The following is a 16,997-nucleotide window of genomic DNA, read 5'->3' as shown; positions in this document are numbered from 1 at the left end:
ATTTCCTTTACAGGGCGATGCCGGCCTTGGCGGCGCGGGCATTCAGGTTGTCGGCCAGCTCGCCGAGGATGGCCTCGGCTTCGTCGCCGAAGGCGAGCACGGCCACCGGCTTGAGGGCGACCAGGGCGCGCTCGCGCCACTTGCCGATCCAGGCGGCGAGCTGCGCCTTGTTTTCCGGGTTGTCGGCAGCGGTGGCCTTGAGCACGGCATCCAGCCACTTGCTGGTCTCGCCGAACCATTCGCGCTGGAAGCGCGTCAGCATCGAGAACACCGGGCTGTAGTCGGCGTTGAGCTTTTCGTTGAAGCGCTCGTAGATCAGCGGATAGAGCAGGCCCTCGAGGGCGAAGTCCTGGGCGACGAGGACTTCGAACCAGTCCTTCTCGACCATCAGGTCCTCGACGTAGCGGCGCAGCTCCTGCCACTCGGCGCCTTCCAGCCAGGCCGTCTTGGCCGCGGCCAGCGCGTCGAGGTCGTTGCAGGCGAGGCCGAGGCGGCTGACGTACTGGGCGACGCCGAGCTGGTCCATCGAGGCGTAGCAGGTGGCCTGCGAAATGGCGATGCCGTAGCCGTAGGACGACACGAAAGCCTTGTTCAGGTTCGAGGCCCAGGCGACATGGCGCAGCGGCAGGAAGACCTTGAGCGCCTGCTCCTTGCCGGCGGCCGGATAGGCGGCGGCCAGGCCGAGTTCGTCGACCAGGTCGAAATCGCCCTCGGCGACTTCCTGCATCTTGCCGCGCGCCAGCGTCCAGGCGCCGTAGTAGTACTGGCGCGGATCCTTGAGCGCGTACCAGTCCTTCATCGTGATCGCGGTGCGGCGGGTGTCGAAGATCTCGTACTGCGGCTCCCAGGTCGGGCGATAGTGGTAGTTCTCGACCGGCTGCAGGTCCATCGTCGCTTCCATGTAGCGCGAGGCGGGCTTGTCCGCGCCCATGCGCCGGGCCAGGTGGCCGAAGGTCTGGCGCAGCGGGGTGATGCTGACCGTCCTCAAATCGATTGCCATGTCTTGTCTCCTGAAAAATCGTCGAAACGGACGGTCGACCGTCCGCAAAGGCCAAAAACCGTCAGCGGAAACGCTGGTGCGTCGCCTGGTGCAGGTTCCAGTGGAAGTCGGCGTCGGCGGCGTCGGCATCGAAGGGAGCCGTCCCGGCACTGACGCGCTCGACGTGATTGGCGGCGCAGAACTCGTCGAAAGCCGCCTGCGGCATGACCAGCTCGACGGCAACGTCGGGGTCGCCAACCGCGAACTCGAACTCGATCAGGCCGTTCGGCCGGGTGCGCATGACGCGCACGAACTTGCGCGTGATATCGAAGTTGGCTGTCGCCATGTCTCTCTCCTCGCTTGTCGACTGCGTTGCCGCAGCTCTCTGGTGAGGGAGATTAGAACTTTTACTAAGATATTAATTAATGGACATTTGGGGAAATGACTTGTACTTTTCGTAACGCAAGCCCGGGAATCACCCCTGCCCCTCGCGCCGGTACTGGCTCGGCGGCACGCCGGTGCGCTTGGCGAAGAAGCGCGAAAAATAGGCCGGATCGGCGAAACCGAGCTGATAGCAGATCTCGGTGACCGGGACCGCCGAATAGCGGAGCAGACGACGCGCTTCCTGCAACAGTCGCTCGTGCACCAGTTCCTTCGACGGTCGACCGGCCATCCGGCGGCAAATGTCGTTGAGGCGCGCCTCGGTCACCGACAAGCGCTGGGCGTATTCCCCCAGGGTCAGGTGGTCGCGGAAATGCGATTCGACCAGGTCGCAGAAATTGAGGAAGACGCGCAGATCCTCGGAGCGCTCGACGCGCTGCCCGCCGGCCGGCCCGCCCGCCAGCAGCAGGCGGCCGAGCTGGATGAAGATGCCCTCGCCCAGCGCCAGCAGCAAGGCCTGATGACCGCGGGCCTCGCCGGCATATTCCTTCTGCAGCAGATCGACCAGTGCCAGCAGCGCGGCAAGATCGTCGGCGGCGGCCCCCGCCAAACCGCCGAGTTCGAGGCAGACCGGTTCGCGCAGCAGGTTCTCCGGCCATTGCCCGGGCATCGCCTTGTACCAGCGGCGCACCACCTCCTGGCGCAGGGTCAGCACATGGCCGTCGGTATCGGCTTCCGAATAGAAGGAATGCGGCACCGTCGGCGGCGTGAAGATGACCAGGGGCGCCGCGCCGTAGTACATCCTGCCGTCGAGGTTGAGGCGGATGCTGCCGCTGGTCAGCAGGTGCACCTGGAAGAACGAATAATGCCGGTGCGGCGGCGTGTTGCGACCGAAGAAGTCGGCCAGGCGGCTGAAGGTTTCGTAGTGGATCTCGCACTCCGGGTCCCGCTGATCATAGACCCGGCCGATGTGGATATCGGGTATCGCCTGCACTGCCATTGTCAGGATGTTGCTCATGGAAAGAAGGAAGCTCGAAGAGTACTCCAACAGGAGCAGACGGCCATCACCACCAACCGGTTGCAAAATCTTCCGGAGTCAGTCGGCATTTTGTTAATATATTAACCATTAAATACCGACTTTGACATTACTCGACACTGACGCCGGATCACCGACCATGACTCGCAAACTTGCCTATCGCAACCTGCCCCAGCTTTTCCTGCGAGCCCGGGAAGAACTGCTCTGCCATTTCCGCCCGATCATCGGCCATTTCGGGCTGACCGAACAACAGTGGCGCATCCTGCGCGCCATCGGCGAACACGAGCAACTCGAGCCGCGCGAGATCTGCGAGATCTGCCAGATCCTCAGCCCCAGCCTGACCGGCGTCCTCTCGCGCATGGAAGACATGCACCTGGTGACGAGGACGCGCATGGAAGAGGACCAGCGCCGGGTGATCGTGCGCATGACCCCGAAGGCCGAAAGGCTGGTCGCCGAACTCGGCCCGCTGATCGTCGAACAGTACCGGATCATCGAGAATGCCTTCGGTGCCGAACTGATCCAGGAACTCTACGAACTGATGGACAAGGTCATCGCCGCCGAGCGCGGACCGATCGCCCAGGTCAGGCTGCCGCCCAAGAAGGACTGGAGCGGCAAGAATCCGCCCTGAAAAGGCCCGCCTGTCGCGACCTCGTCGGGCCTGCGCCTGTCATCCCCCGGTAAAGTCGGCACGCCACACTCGGGCGTTACGGGCCAATGGCAATCCGTGGTATAAACCACGCCCAAAGTAATAAACATACGACCGAGAGAGACAAGCTTCGTGCCGTTCGGCTTCTACATCATCATGGCCGCGCAGTTTTTTTCCGCGCTGGCCGACAACGCCCTGCTCATCGCCGCCATCGCGGCGCTGCGTGACATGCAGGCGCCGGCCGAATACGAACCGCTGCTCAAGACCTGCTTCACCCTCTCCTACGTCGTCCTCGCCGCCTTCGTCGGCGCCTTCGCCGATTCGATGGCCAAGGGCCGGGTCATGCTGATCAGCAACAGCATCAAGATCTTCGGCTGCGGCCTGATGTTCCTCCACGTCCATCCGCTCGCTGCCTACGCCGTCGTCGGCCTCGGCGCCGCCGCCTACTCGCCGGCCAAGTACGGCATCCTCACCGAATACCTGCCGCACCGTCTGCTGGTCGTCGCCAACGGCTGGATCGAGGGCCTCACCGTCGGCGCCATCATCCTCGGCGTGGTCATCGGCGGCACGCTGATCCAGCCGGCCGTCTCCGGCCACCTGCTTGCCTTCGACTTCCCGGTGATCGACACCGGCATCGACACGCCGGGCGAGATGGCCATCGGCATCGTCGCCCTGCTCTACCTGATCGCCGCCATCTTCAACCTCTACGTTCCCGATACCGGCGTCGATCACAAGCCGCTGAAGAAGAACCCCTTCTACCTGCTGCACGAATTCAAGCACTGCGTCGAACTGCTCTGGCGCGACCGCCTCGGCCAGATCTCGCTGGCCGTGACGACGCTGTTCTGGGGCGCCGGCGCGACGCTGCAATTCATCGTCATCAAGTGGTCCGAGGTCGCCCTCGGCCTCGACCTGTCGAAATCGTCGATGCTCCAGGGCGTCGTCGCCTTCGGCGTCGCCGGCGGCGCGATCGTCGCCGCCAAGTTCGTGACGCTGCGCAAGTCGGTGCGGGTGATTCCGCTCGGCATCGCCATGGGCATCATCGTGCTGATCATGAACTTCGTGCACGACATGTGGCTGGCGGTACCGCTGCTGATCCTGATCGGCGGCCTGTCCGGCTTCTTCGTCGTGCCGATGAACGCGCTGCTCCAGCATCGCGGCCACATCCTGATGGGCGCCGGCCATTCGATCGCCGTGCAGAACTTCAACGAGAACCTGTCGATCCTGGTGATGACCGGCCTCTACTACGCGATGATCCGCGCCGACCTGTCGATCTACTGGGTACTGACGCTGTTCGGCCTGTTCGTCAGCGGCATCATGTACCTGATCCGCGAACGTCATCTGGCCAACCAGCGCGACCGCGACGACGTCGCCCACCTCGACGACACGGCGCACTGATTGCGGCGCCAGTGTGCGGGTTTGTTAACCCGGCAACACAAAAACACACACGAAACGGCTTGGCAGAAGCGTCTCCAGCTTTTATAGTCGTTCGATTGCGGCCCCAGCCAACCCACGTTTTGCACCGCCTACTCGCGTTTTTCCTCTTCCTCTGCAGCGCCGCCCTGGTCCAGGCCGCCCCCAGCGTCGCCCTGTACTACGGCCAGGCGATTCCGCTGCAGGAGTTCCGCAACTTCGACATCGTCGTCGTCGAAGCCGGCCACGGACACGATCCGCGCGCCTTCCGCCAGGTCGGCGGCGAACTCTACGCCTACGTTTCGGTGGCCGAGGTGCAGGCCAGCCGCAGCTACTACAAGGACATCCCGGCGGCCTGGAAAATGGCCCGCAACCGCGACTGGGGCTCCGAGGTGATCGACCAGACGCCGGCCGCGTGGCCGGCCTTCTTCGCCGAAAAGGTCGTCGCGCCGCTGTGGGAAAAGGGTTATCGCGGCTTCTTCCTCGACACCCTCGATTCCTACCGCCTCGCCCGCCAGTTCGACGAAGCCGCCCAGCAGCAGGGCCTGATCCGGGTCATCGAGACGCTGCACCGACGCTTTCCCGGCATCCAGTTGATCCTCAACCGCGGCTTCGAGATCGTTCCGGCGGTGCGCGACAAGATCCGCATGGTTGCCGCCGAATCGCTCTTCCGCGGCTGGGACGCCGGCAGCGGGCGCTACCGCGAAATCCCCGCCGGTGACCGCGAATGGCTGCTCGGCCAGTTGCAGACGATCCGCCAGCGCGACGGCCTCGACATCCTCGCCATCGACTACGTGGCGCCGCACGACCGCGCGCTGACCCGCGACACGGCCGCACGCATCGCCGCACTCGGCTTCATTCCCTGGGTCAGCGACGGCGCCCTCGAACGAATCGGCATCGGCAGCATCGAAGTGATGCCGCGCCGGGTGCTGCTGGTCTACGACAGCAGCGAATCGCCGGCACTCAACTACACCAACGCCCACCGCTTCCTGCAGATGCCGCTCAACCACCTCGGCTACATCGCCGAGTACGCCGACGTCGCCCGGGAACTGCCGGCAGGCATCCTGCCCGACCGCTACGCCGGCATCGTCACCTGGTTCTCGGGCGGCATCGCGCCGGCCCGCCATCGGCCGCTGGCGCGCTGGCTGGCCGGCATCCTCGAGCGGCAGCTGCCGCTGGCGATCATCGGCGACCCGGGCTTCCAGCTCGATCGCGCCTTTGCCGCCCGCCTCGGCCTGCGCCTCGCCGGCGACAACATCCGCCTGCCGCTGAGCGTCGCCCGCCAGCATCCGATGCTCGGTTTCGAAGCGCCGCCGCTGCCCAACCGCAGCGACCTGCCGCTGTTCATGGCCACGGAAAATGCCGGAAATCCGCTGTTGACCGTGCGCGCCGCCGACCGCCAGGAATACCTCGCCGGCGCGCTGCTGCCCTGGGGCGGCTTCATCCTCGACCCCTTCGCCCTGGTCGAGATTCCCGGCTCCGACCAGGCGCGCTGGGTCATCGATCCCTTCGCCTTCCTCAAGGCCAGCCTGCGCCTGCCGGAGATCCCGGTGCCCGACGTCACCACCGAGAACGGCCGCCGCCTCTTCTTCTCGCATGTCGATGGCGACGGCTTTCCCTCGCTCGCCGAGCTGCCGGGCAGCCCGCTCGCCGCCGAAGTCCTGCTCACCGAGATCGTCGAACGCTACAAGACGCCGATGACGATCTCGGTGATCGAAGCCGAGACCGCGCCGCACGGACTGTTCCCGAAACTGAGCCCGGCGCTCGAGGACATCGCCCGCCGCATCTTCCGCCTGCCGCACGTCGAGATCGCCAGCCACACCTACGCCCACCCCTTCATCTGGGACCGCAACGTCAGCGGACTGAGCAAGAACCGCAATCGCGAGGAAGGCATCTACCAGCTCGACGTTCCCAACTACCGCTACGATCCGGTGCGCGAAATCATTGGCTCGATCGACTACATCCGCGAACGCCTGGCGCCCCCCGGAAAGCCGGTCAGCATCCTGCTCTGGTCGGGCGACACCGCGCCCGACGCCGAAGCCCTGCGCGTCGTCGAAAATGCCGGCTACCTCAACCTCAACGGCGGCGACACCTCGATCACCCGCAACAACCCGAGCCTGACCGCGGTCGGTGCGCACGGCATCGAGAAGGACGGCCACCTGCAGGTCTATGCCCCGATCACCAACGAGAACATCTACACCAACCTGTGGCGCGGCCCCTACTACGGCTACGAGCGGGTCATCGAATCCTTCGAGATGACCGGCTCGCCGCGTCGCCTGAAGCCGGTCGACATCTACTACCACACCTATTCGGCCAGCAAGCGCGCCGGCCTCACCGCCGTGCACAAGGCCTTTGCCTGGACCAGGACGCAGGCCCTGCATCCGGTCTTCGCCTCGGAATTCATCCGCAAGGTCCAGGATTTCCACGCCATCGCCATCGCCCGCGACCAGCACGGCTGGCTGTTCCGCGGCAACGGCGAACTGCGCACGCTGCGCTGGAACGGCGCGCCGCCCCGCCTGGCCGATGCGCAGGGCGTGATCGGCCACAACCCCGGACCGGAAGGCAGCTACATCCACCTCACCGGCGCCAGCGCCCGCTTTGCCGTCGCCGCCGACGCCGCCAGGACGCCCCGCCTGTACGACGCCAACGCCCGCATCGCCGGCCACCAGAACGGCCCGGGCGGGCTCGGCTTCGCCCTCAAGGGGCATGTACCGATCGAATTCAGCCTGGCCGACAGCCAGGCCTGCCAGGTGCGCGCCGACGGCCGCAGCCTCGCCCCGCACCGTAGCGTCCGCCACGGCGACACCGCCGTCCAGGAATTCCGCCTCGCCCATGCTGCCGCACAGATCCAGCTCCTCTGCCCGGCCCGCTGAACGCCCGCTGCTCGCACCGCTCTGGCTGATCGTCCTGCTCGCGGCGATCGTCGGCCTGGCGCTGTTCCTGCTCTATCCGCGCACCGACCTCGAGCGGCGGCTGACCGAAATGCCCGACACCGAGCTGTCGGCCGCCTACCTCGCCAACCTGCTGCGCAGCGACCCGGAAAACCCCAGGCTGCGGCTGCTGCTCGCCCGCCGCCAGGCGGAGATGGGCAAGCCCGCGGAAGCCCGGGCGACGCTGCAACCGGCGCTCGCCACCAGCGATGCGGCGGTGCGCCAGGAAGCGCACTGGGTCGAATGGGAACTGAATGAACGCGAATACCGCTTCCTGCCGGCCGGACCGGCGCGCGAGGCGATGCGCAACCGCCTGCTGGCGCAACTGCAGGCGCTCGCCGCGATGCCCCTGGCCGTCGAGCAGCAGATCGAACTGGCCAGCAAGGCCTACCAGCTCGGCCAGCCGACCGTCGGCGCCGGGCTGTTCAAGGCCATCGGCCAGCGCCTCGACAATCCGGCTGCGGCTGCCCGGCTGTACGAACGCGCCGCCGGCAAGTCGCTGGCCAACGGCGACTACCAGGGCAGCGCCGAACTCTACCTGCTGGCCCGCGCCAGCACTGCCGACCCCGCGCTGGCCCGCCGACATTTCCATTCGGCGCTGCGCACGCTGCAATCCGGCAACCTGCTGCAGCAGGCGATCGAAACCGGCGAACGCGAGATCGGCCCCCTTGCCGACGACCAGGAAACCCTGCTGCTGATGACCCGGCTGGCCCGTGCCGCCGGCCGTCCCGACATCGCCGACCGCTACGTCCGGCGGCTGCTCAAGCAGGCCCTGATGCAGCAATGGCGCGCCCTCGAAATCGCCCGCGCCTGGGGCGAAGGCAGCTTCCGCAATGCATCGTCGGCCGGCACCGCGCGCGGCCCCGGGATCGCCTTCGACGACCGCATCTACACCCTCGGCTACGAGGTCTTCCTCGAGAATCGCAAGCTCGAGGATGCCTGGCAGGTCGCCGACTCGGCGGTCCGCCAGGTCCCCGAGGACGCGGCCTGGCGCGAACGGCTGGCGCGCGTCTCGGAGTGGACGGCGCGGCCGCAGGTGGCGCTCGCCAACTGGGTCAAGCTGGCCCACGCCGGGCACGGCGACGAAGCCTGGCAGGCGGTGCTGCGCCTGGCGCCGTCGCTGTTCGACGATGCCGCGCTGATTCCCGCACTGCAATACCAGATCGGTCGCCAGCCGGCCGACCTGCGCCTGATCCGCGAACTGGTCGCGGCCTACGAGCGGCTGGGCACGCCGGCGCCGGCCATCGCCTACCTGCAGGGCCTCAGCCAGCGCCAGCCGAAGCCGGAAATCATCGAACTGCTCGCCGAACTGGCCGAGCGCGCCGGCGACACCGAGGTCGCGCTGGCCGCCTGGGAGCGGCTGTTCGCCGACCCGGCCCAGCTGACGCCGGCACGCGCCCTGCGCGTCGCGGTGATGCTGCTGATCCGCGGCCAGCGCAGCGAAAGCCTGGCCTGGCTGGAGCGCGCCCGGGAACGCGCCGGCACCGCCAGCGAGGAAGAAATCGAATACTGGCGCCTGCACGGCCAGCTCGCCGAACTGCACCAGCGCGACGCCCAGGCGATCGACGCCTTCCGCCGCCTGGTCGACGCCGACAAGGCCGAGGCCGGCGATTACGACGCCCTGATCCGCCTGCTCCAGCTCGCCGCGCCGCTCGAGGCGGCACGCGTGTCGGCGCATGCCTGGGACAAGTTCGACGAGCCGCGCTACCTGATCCAGGCGATGACGCTGTACAGCGCCCGCAACCGCTGGCCGGAAATCGGCCAGTTGCTGGCGCGGATCGACACCGCGCCCGACGCCAGCCGCCACGCGCTGAAGCCGCTGCAGACGCAGCCGATCTTCCTGCGCCTGGCCGGCACCTACCAGCAGAACATCGGCCAGTTCGCGCTCGCCCGTCGCAATTTCGAAGCCGGCCTGCGCCTGGCCCCCGATGCCGCCGACCTGCAACAGGCACTGCTCTGGCTGTTCATCGACGGCAACGACGCGGCCTCGCTGCGCAAGCTGCTGGCCACGCACGAACGCAGCTGGGCGCGCAACCCGGCGCTGCACGACGCACTGGCTTCCAGCTACCAGGCGCTGTCGCTGCCCCAGGTCGCGCTGCAGCGCTACCTGACACCGCGCGCCGCCGCCCACCGCGACGACCTGCTGTGGATGATGAACTACGCCGATGCCCTCGACCAGAACCAGCAGTCGGAGCTCGCCTGGCGCCTGCGCCGCCTGCTGCTCTCCGAGGAATGGCAGCGCAGCCGGGGCAACGACGGCCTGCGCCAGGCGCGCCAGCGCTGGCTGACCGAGGAAGGCCTCGACGAAGCCCGGCGCATCGCCCGCACCCGGCTGATGCTGACCCAGCGCCCGGGCGACCCGGCGCGCGAGGTCCTGGGCGAACTGCTGCGCCTCGACCGCAGCGACCGCGACAGCTTTTCCAACGCCGCCGCCGAAACCGCGATCGGCTGGCTGCAGGACCACGCCGAGTACAGCGCCGAGCGCGCCTTCCTTCATCACCAGTACGCCAGGACCCGCAGCAACCGCGCCAACCGACCGCTCTGGGCCGAGATCACCGTCGCCCTGGCCGAGCGCGACACACCGGCGATCGGCCAACTGCTGGCAACGTTCGACGAGCGCCTGCCCCGCTACGACCGCGTCAACGCGGCGCGCGCCGTCGACGACCTGCGCCTGGCGCAAAGCGCCGGCTTCGAGGCGCAGACCGACCAGACCGACGACAACCCGACCCACCTGCAGCTCACCGAAACCCTGCTTGCCTTCAGCAACCACGGCGGCGTCGCGCTGGCCAGCACCGACCTCGACTCGATCGAGGAACGCGAGGGCAGCGCCAGCTGGCACCTGGCAATCAATCCGCGGCTGGCGCTCGACATCGACTGGGGGCGCATCCAGCGCGAGGTCAAGAAGCCGGAAGTGATGCGTGCCGTTCCCGACGAAACCCTGCTCAGCACCCGCCTGAACTGGCGCCATGCCGACGGCGAGACGGTTTTCCGCATCGACCGGCGGGAGAGCTTCGCCGCCTACACGCCGCTCGCGATCGAACACGAGCAGCGCATCGACGACCGCCTGTCGCTGCGCATCGGCCTGGGCAGCGACCTGCCCAGCCAGGAAAGCCAGCCGCTACGGGTCGCCGGCATGAAGGACCGGGCCTTCGTCAGCCTGCGCTACCGCCCGACGCGGATGGACCAGTTGCTGCTCGAGCACAGCCAGGAACGCTACCAGCTGCAGAGCGGCGCCCGCGTCGGCAGCGGTCGCCAGACCGCGCTGACCTACGCCCACACCTATCGCCAGGAAGCCCGCGACCTCGAATTCAGCGCCTTCTGGTCGAAACACGACTTCAGCCGGGTCGACGACTTCAGCGGTTTCAGCGCCCGCGACGCCCGCATCGCCCGGCTGTTCCCGGCCGATTTCGTCTCGCCCGGCGACAACCAGCCGCCGGCCGCCGACTACTACCTGCCCGACGATTTCAGCTTCTACGGCATCCGCCTGTCCACCGACGTCCGCCACGAACGCGAATACACCCGCGCCACGCGCCCGTTCGCCAGCATCGCCCGCACCTGGCACAGCGAACTCGGCAGCGGCTACGACCTCCGCCTCGGCCTCGCCGGCAGCCTGCTCGGCGCCGACCACCTGGCCTTCAGCCTAGGCTACGGCAAGGCCGGCACCCAGACCAACGCACCGGTCCGCGACATGCGGCTCACCTACCGACTTCATTACTGACCTTCAACCCAACGGGGAACGACCATGACCCATCGCCACTCTCGCCTGCGCAGCCTGCGCACCCTGTTCATCGGCAGCCTCGCCGTGCTCCTCGCCGCCTGCTCGACCATCGACCGCGGCAGCGCGCCGACGCTCGAACCCCAGGCCGCCTGGGTGGTCCTGCCGTTTGCCAACCACACCGAGACGCCGCTCGCCGGCCAGCGCGCCGAATCGATCGCCGAAGCCCTGCTGCGCACCAAGGGCCTCAGCCGGGTCAAGCGCTACCCGCTGGCCAGCCAGCAGGACGCGCTGTTCGAGGGCAGCGAGCAGAAGCTGCAGGAAGACGCCCTCGCCTGGGCCCGCCAGCAGGGTGCCCGCTACGCGCTGACCGGTGCCGTCGACGAATGGCGCTACAAGGTCGGCGTCGACGGCGAGCCGGCCGCCGGCGTCACCCTGCAGATCATCGACGTCGCCAGCGGCGACACGCTGTGGAGCGGCACCGGCGGCAAGACCGGGTGGAGCCGCGAGGCACTCTCGGCGGTGGCCCAGCAGCTGATCCGCGACCTGCTGTCGACCGGCCTCGCCGGCGCCCGCTGAAGCCGGATCGCCAGGCATGACCTCCGGGCCATTCTCCGGCGGCTTCCGCCACGACCAGGGCGGCGCGCTCGACCCGGCGCAGCCGGCGCGCGACGAAGCCTCGCTGACCGGCACCGCGCTCGGCAAGCTGACCTCGACCAGCGTCAGCCCGGTCGCCGCCGGCGCCGAGATCCTGCTCCTGCCGCTGCTCACCGTCGGCCTCGGTTTCCTGCTCAATCCGGGCGATCCGCTCTGCGTCAATGCCAGCTTCCCGTGGAGCTGGTTCGCGCCGATCATCCTCGCCCTGCGCTACGGCCCGCTGGCCGGGCTTGGCGGCGCCGGCATCCTGCTCGGCGCCTGGCTGCTGCTCAACGTCGGCCACTACGACGCCTTCCCCAAGCTGTACTTCCTCGGTGGGCTGATCCTGGTCATGCTCGTCGGCGAGTTCTCCAGCCTGTGGCTGGCCCGCACCCGCCGGGCCGAGACGGTGCAGATCTACCTCGACCAGCGGCTCGAGCACCTGACCCGCCAGTACTACCTGCTCCGCCTCTCGCACGACCGCCTCGAGCAGGACCTGATCAGCCGCCCGATGTCGATGCGCGACGCGCTGCTGACCTTGCGCGGCCTCGGCAACAACCGCGACGACGCCCACGGCGCGCAGACCCTGCTGCGCCTGCTGGCCCAGTACTGCCAGCTGGAAAGCGCCAGCCTCTACCGCGTCGTCGACGAACAGGTCAGCGGCCAGCCGCTGGCCAGCATCGGCAGCACCGGCGCCCTGGTCGCCGACGACCCGATGATCGAACAGGCACTGCGCAGCCAGGCGCTCTGCCACATCACCCAGGTCCAGGCCGAGCAGCAGGCGCAGACCCGCTACCTGATCGCGGCCCCGCTGATCAACCTGAATAATGACGTTTACGGCCTGTTGACCGTCGAAGAGCTGCCATTCTTCTCGCTCCAGGACGAAACCCTGCAGACCATCAACCTGCTGCTCGGCTACTACACCGACGGCCTCGCCGTACATGCGCTGGCCGAACCGGTCTGCCGCGAGCTGCCGACCTGCCCGCCGGAATTCGCCTTCGAGGCGCAGCGCCTGTGGCACCTGCGGCGCAGCACCGGCATCGGCAGCATCGTCGTCGCCCTCGAACTGCTGCCGCGCGCCGTCGATGCCGACCTGCCGGTCCAGCTGATGCGGATGAAGCGCGCCCTCGACGAGCACTGGCTGTGTGCCGGCCCGGAAAAAATGGTCCTGGCGACGATGATGCCGCTCGGCGATGCCTCCACCGCCGAAGGCTACCTGGCCCGCCTGGAAGCTTGGGCGAAGCAGAAGTCCGCCGGCAGCCTCGCCGAACTCGGCGTCTTCCCGCACATCCTGCCGCTGCAGGCCGACGCCCCGCTGAGCGTGCTCAAGCGCATCCAGGAGCTGGCCGATGGCTAGCCTCAAGCTCGGCCTCTCCGCGCTGCTGCTCGAGATCGGCGCCTGGAGCGGCGTCCTCCTGATCGACGGCGGCGCCGACCAGCGCCTGGCCTGGTACCTGCTCGTGCACCTCGGCGCCAGCCTGCTGCTCGCCGCCGCCACCGCCGCGCTGCTGCCCGCCGGCCCGCCGCGCCAGCGCCTGCGGCTGTTGCTGCTGATGGCTGCCTGCTGCTACGGCGTGCCCATCGCCGGTTTCGTCGGCGTTGCCGTCGGCACCCTGCTGCTCCGCGTCTATCGCTCGCCGCAAGCCCGGCCGGCCTTCGAATCGCTGCAGCTGCCGGCCTTCGATCCGCACCAGCGGCCGCAAGCCGGCTTCCGCCAATCCGGGCTGCGCTCCTTCCTCGGCAACAGCGCCGTCCCGATCAACGCCCGCATCGGCGCGATGACCGCCCTCCAGTACGTCTCCGGCCGAGTCTCGACGCCGCTCCTGCGCGATGTCCTGAGCGACCCGAGCGAAGACATCCGGCTGCTCGCCTACGGCATGCTCGACAACCAGGAAAAACGCATCAACCGCGCCATCGACGAGGAACTGAAGGCGCTCGCCGAACTGCCGGCCGGCGACAGCCGCGCCCGCCTCGACGTCACCCAGCGCCTCTCCGACCTCTACTGGGAACTCGTCTACCAGGAGCTGGCGCAAGGCGACCTGCGCGACTACGCCATCGCCGAATCGCGCCGCTACTGCCAGATCGTGCTCGCCGCGGCGCCCGACAACGCCGCGCTGCAACTGCGCCTGGGCAGACTGCTGCACGAAACCGGCGACCTCGACGGCGCCGACCGCGCCTACCGCCGGGCCCTCGAACTCGGCCTGCCGGCGACCCGGGTGCTGCCCTACCAGGCCGAACTCGGCTTCGCGCGACGCGATTTCGCGACCACCGCCCGCCTCATGAACGAACTCGCGAACTGGGCCTCGCTGCCGCGCCTGCGCCCGGTGATCGACTACTGGACCAACGCCCGATGACCTTCCCGACCGCCGACCAGGCCGACATCGCGCTGCTGCTCGAGGGCACCTTCCCCTACGTCAGCGGCGGCGTCTCGAGCTGGGTCAACCAGATCATCCGCGCCTACCCCGAATACCGTTTCGCCATCGTCTTCCTCGGCAGCCGCCGCGAGGACTACGACCAGCCCAAGTACGAACTGCCGGCCAATGTCGTCCATTTCGAGGAGTATTTCCTCTACGACGCGATCGACACCGTCTTCGAGCCGGCGGCGCGCGCCGGCGACGCCCAGGCCTTCCGGCTGTCGGCGGCCATGCACGACAAGCTGCTGCACGGCTCGGCGCCGGCCGAGGCGCTCGCCGCCTTCCGCGAGATCGCCCGCGAGATGCTGCCGGGCGGCCGCCTGACGCTGGAAGACTTCCTGCACAGCGAAGCCGCCTGGGAAATCATCTGCGACCACTACCGGCGCTACTGCTCGGACCCGTCCTTCGTCGACTATTTCTGGACCGTGCGCATCATGCACCAGCCGCTGTGGACGCTGGCGCACATCGCCCGCAACCTGATCCCGGTGCGCATCCTGCATTCGGTCTCGACCGGCTACGCCGGCTTCCTCGGCGCCCTGCTGCACCAGTCGCGCGGCCTGCCGCTGGTCCTTTCCGAGCACGGCATCTACACCAAGGAACGCAAGATCGACCTGTTCAAGAGTGAGTGGATCCGCGACAACCGCAACGTCTTCCAGCGCGACCCGACCGAACTCTCCTACTTCCGCAAGATGTGGATGGGCTTCTTCGAATGGCTCGGCCGCTTCTGCTACGACGCCGCCGACCCGATCATCGCCCTCTACGAGAGCAACCGCCTGCGCCAGGTCGCCGACGGCGCCGCCGCCGAACGCACGCGCAACATCCCCAACGGCATCAGCCTCGCCCGCTTCGCGCCGCTGCGCGCGCTGCGCCCGGCCACGCCGCCGCCGGTGCTGTGCCTGATCGGCCGGGTCGTGCCGATCAAGGACATCAAGACCTTCATCCGGGCGATGCGCCGGGTAGTCAACCGGATGCCCGACGCCGAAGGCTGGATCGCCGGCCCGGAAGACGAAGACCAGGCCTACGCGCAGGAATGCCACGACCTGGTGCGCAGCCTCGGCCTGGAAAACCACGTCCGCTTCCTCGGCTTCCAGAAGGTCGAGGCGCTGCTGCCGAAGATCGGCCTGACCATCCTCTCGTCGATCAGCGAGGCGCTGCCGCTGGTCATCCTCGAAGGCTACGCGGCCGGCGTGCCGACCGTCTCCACCGACGTCGGCTCCTGCCGCCAGCTGATCGAGGGACTCGACGACGCTGACCGCGCCCTCGGCATCTCCGGTCGCGTCGTCAAGATCGCCGACCCGCAGGGCCTCGCCGATGCCGCCCTCGAACTGCTCGGCGACACGCAGGCCTGGCAGGCGGCGAGCGAAGCCGGCATCCGCCGGGTCGAGCGCTACTACACCGACGACCTGATGTTCGGCAGCTACCGCCAGGTCTACGAAGGCGCCTTCGCCCGCCCCGACGGAGCGCACTGATGGCCGGCATCGGATTCGAACTGCGCCGCCTGCTGCGCAAGAACACCCTGGTCGGCCTGATCGAGGCCTACGCCTACGCCGGCATCATCGGTTCCGGCCCGTGGGTCTTCTCGATCGTCGGCATCCTGCTGATCGGCCTGTTCAGTGCCAGCGTCGTCGTCCCCAGTTTCCTGGTCACCCAGTTCCAGACCTCGGTCACCTACCTGGTCGCCAGCAGCCTGATCCTCACCGGCCTGGTCCAGCTCGCCTTCACCCGCTTCGTTTCCGACCGCCTGTTCGAGAAGAAGAAGGACGTGATCCTGCCCAACCTGCACGGCCTGATGCTGATCGTCGTCGGCGGCGCCGGCCTCGTCGGCACGCTCTGCCTGTTCCTGCTGCTGCCCGGCCAGGGCCTGGTGTATCGCCTGCTGATGCTGGCCGGCTTCGTGCTGATGTGCGGCGTCTGGGTGCTCACCATCCTGCTCTCCGGGATGAAGCGCTACAAGGCAATCGTCGGCCTGTTCGCGCTGGCCTACGCGCTGATCGTGATCAGCGCCCTGTGGCTGCGCGCCTACGGCCTCGAAGGCCTGCTCGGCGGCTTCGTCTTCGGCAACTTCGTGCTGCTGGCCGGGATGTGGGTGCTGACGGTGCGCGAGTTCAGCCTCGAGCAGCAGCTGATCCGCTTCGATTTCGCCGACTTCAAGCTGTTCTACCCGAGCCTGATCGCCATCGGCTTCCTCTACAACCTGGCGATCTGGGTCGACAAGTTCATGTTCTGGTATTTCCCGCCGACCTCCGACCCGATCATCGGCCACCTGCGGGCCTCGCTGATCTACGACCTGCCGGTCTTCCTCTCCTACCTGTCGATCATCCCCGGAATGGCGGTTTTCCTGGTGCGCATCGAGACCGACTTCGTCGAGTACTACGACAAGTTCTACGACGCCGTCCGCGACGGCGGCTCGCTCGAGTACATCGAGAGCATGCGCGACGAGATGGTCTATTCGATCCAGCAGGGCCTCGGCGAGATCGCCAAGATCCAGACGCTGGCGGTACTCGTCACTTTCGTCGCCGGCCCGGCGCTGCTGCGCGCCCTCGGCATCTCCGAGCTGTACCTGCCGCTGCTCCACGTCCAGGTCATCGGCGCCGGCCTGCAGGTCGGCCTGATGGCCATCCTCAACGTCTTCTTCTACCTCGACCAGCGCCGCATCGTGCTCTTCCTGTGCCTCGAGTTCGTCGTCCTCAACGTGCTCCTGACCGCCCTCACGCTGGCCTTCGGCGCCGCGCTCTACGGCTACGGCTTCACGCTGTCGGTCCTGATCACGCTGTGCACCGGCCTGGTCCTGCTCACCCGCCAGCTCAACCGGCTCGAGTACGAAACCTTCATGCTACAGTGAAGCCGCCC

Annotated in this window: 12 protein-coding genes; 9 read left to right on the top strand and 3 right to left on the bottom strand. The window is 67.8% G+C overall.

Annotated features, from left to right (window positions below; translation table 11 throughout):
- Positions 1 to 7 precede the first annotated feature (7 nt).
- The 3 genes from DFR40_RS02900 to hpaA form a co-directional block, all read right to left on the bottom strand.
- A complete protein-coding gene (locus DFR40_RS02900) occupies positions 8 to 1,000 on the bottom strand; it encodes a ferritin family protein (protein ID WP_121456992.1) in 993 nt (330 codons plus the stop codon).
- 61 nt (positions 1,001 to 1,061) lie between these two features.
- The gene (locus tag DFR40_RS02895) at positions 1,062 to 1,325 is read right to left on the bottom strand and encodes a phenol hydroxylase subunit (RefSeq protein WP_121456991.1); all 264 of its coding nucleotides are present in this window, start codon (positions 1,323 to 1,325) and stop codon (positions 1,062 to 1,064) included.
- Positions 1,326 to 1,454: 129 nt separating this feature from the next.
- Entirely contained in the window at positions 1,455 to 2,378 is a 924-nt protein-coding gene (hpaA, locus tag DFR40_RS02890; RefSeq protein WP_211329714.1) for a 4-hydroxyphenylacetate catabolism regulatory protein HpaA, read from the bottom strand.
- A gap of 157 nt (positions 2,379 to 2,535) precedes the next feature.
- On the opposite strand from hpaA, the gene hpaR reads away from it, so the two are divergent.
- The 9 genes from hpaR to pelG all read left to right on the top strand — a co-directional run bounded on the left by hpaR (position 2,536) and on the right by pelG (position 16,989).
- Entirely contained in the window at positions 2,536 to 3,024 is a 489-nt protein-coding gene (gene hpaR / locus DFR40_RS02885) for a homoprotocatechuate degradation operon regulator HpaR (RefSeq protein ID WP_121456990.1), read from the top strand.
- Between the two features lie 150 nt (positions 3,025 to 3,174).
- Positions 3,175 to 4,437 carry a lysophospholipid transporter LplT gene (gene lplT, locus DFR40_RS02880; RefSeq protein WP_121456989.1) on the top strand — a complete coding sequence of 421 codons (1,263 nt, stop codon included), beginning with the start codon at positions 3,175 to 3,177 and terminating at the stop codon, positions 4,435 to 4,437.
- Between the two features lie 119 nt (positions 4,438 to 4,556).
- A complete protein-coding gene (locus DFR40_RS02875; protein ID WP_121456988.1) occupies positions 4,557 to 7,325 on the top strand; it encodes a bifunctional glycoside hydrolase/polysaccharide deacetylase family protein in 2,769 nt (922 codons plus the stop codon).
- On the top strand, positions 7,285 to 11,100 hold the full coding sequence (locus DFR40_RS02870; RefSeq protein ID WP_211329713.1) for a tetratricopeptide repeat protein: 3,816 nt from the start codon (positions 7,285 to 7,287) through the stop codon (positions 11,098 to 11,100). The genes DFR40_RS02875 and DFR40_RS02870 overlap by 41 nt, the downstream gene beginning before the upstream one ends.
- Positions 11,101 to 11,124: 24 nt before the next feature.
- Positions 11,125 to 11,676: a penicillin-binding protein activator LpoB gene (locus DFR40_RS02865; protein ID WP_121456987.1), complete on the top strand. Its 552-nt coding sequence runs from the start codon at positions 11,125 to 11,127 to the stop codon at positions 11,674 to 11,676.
- Positions 11,677 to 11,692: 16 nt separating this feature from the next.
- On the top strand, positions 11,693 to 13,090 hold the full coding sequence (locus tag DFR40_RS02860; RefSeq protein WP_121456986.1) for a PelD GGDEF domain-containing protein: 1,398 nt from the start codon (positions 11,693 to 11,695) through the stop codon (positions 13,088 to 13,090).
- A complete protein-coding gene (locus DFR40_RS02855; protein ID WP_121456985.1) occupies positions 13,083 to 14,087 on the top strand; it encodes a tetratricopeptide repeat protein in 1,005 nt (334 codons plus the stop codon). Before DFR40_RS02860 ends, DFR40_RS02855 begins: the two co-directional genes overlap by 8 nt.
- On the top strand, positions 14,084 to 15,616 hold the full coding sequence (pelF, locus tag DFR40_RS02850) for a GT4 family glycosyltransferase PelF (protein ID WP_121456984.1): 1,533 nt from the start codon (positions 14,084 to 14,086) through the stop codon (positions 15,614 to 15,616). Before DFR40_RS02855 ends, pelF begins: the two co-directional genes overlap by 4 nt.
- Complete coding sequence (pelG, locus tag DFR40_RS02845; protein ID WP_121456983.1) at positions 15,616 to 16,989, top strand: exopolysaccharide Pel transporter PelG; 1,374 nt, start codon at positions 15,616 to 15,618, stop codon at positions 16,987 to 16,989. The genes pelF and pelG overlap by 1 nt, the downstream gene beginning before the upstream one ends.
- The last annotated feature ends 8 nt before the right edge of the window (positions 16,990 to 16,997 follow it).

The organism is Azonexus fungiphilus (assembly GCF_003634965.1).
In the GTDB taxonomy this organism is placed as follows: Bacteria; Pseudomonadota; Gammaproteobacteria; order Burkholderiales; family Rhodocyclaceae; genus Azonexus; species Azonexus fungiphilus.
This window is presented reverse-complemented; position numbering and strand designations above follow the sequence as displayed.

Coding starts and splice junctions, on each gene's coding strand:
- pelG (WP_121456983.1), top strand. CDS start 15,616: ATGGCCGGCATCGGATTCGAACTGCGCCGCCTGCTGCGCAAGAACACC.
- DFR40_RS02870 (WP_211329713.1), top strand. CDS start 7,285: ATGCTGCCGCACAGATCCAGCTCCTCTGCCCGGCCCGCTGAACGCCCG.
- hpaA (WP_211329714.1), bottom strand. CDS start 2,378: ATGAGCAACATCCTGACAATGGCAGTGCAGGCGATACCCGATATCCAC.
- DFR40_RS02865 (WP_121456987.1), top strand. CDS start 11,125: ATGACCCATCGCCACTCTCGCCTGCGCAGCCTGCGCACCCTGTTCATC.
- DFR40_RS02860 (WP_121456986.1), top strand. CDS start 11,693: ATGACCTCCGGGCCATTCTCCGGCGGCTTCCGCCACGACCAGGGCGGC.
- DFR40_RS02895 (WP_121456991.1), bottom strand. CDS start 1,325: ATGGCGACAGCCAACTTCGATATCACGCGCAAGTTCGTGCGCGTCATG.
- DFR40_RS02855 (WP_121456985.1), top strand. CDS start 13,083: ATGGCTAGCCTCAAGCTCGGCCTCTCCGCGCTGCTGCTCGAGATCGGC.
- hpaR (WP_121456990.1), top strand. CDS start 2,536: ATGACTCGCAAACTTGCCTATCGCAACCTGCCCCAGCTTTTCCTGCGA.
- DFR40_RS02900 (WP_121456992.1), bottom strand. CDS start 1,000: ATGGCAATCGATTTGAGGACGGTCAGCATCACCCCGCTGCGCCAGACC.
- pelF (WP_121456984.1), top strand. CDS start 14,084: ATGACCTTCCCGACCGCCGACCAGGCCGACATCGCGCTGCTGCTCGAG.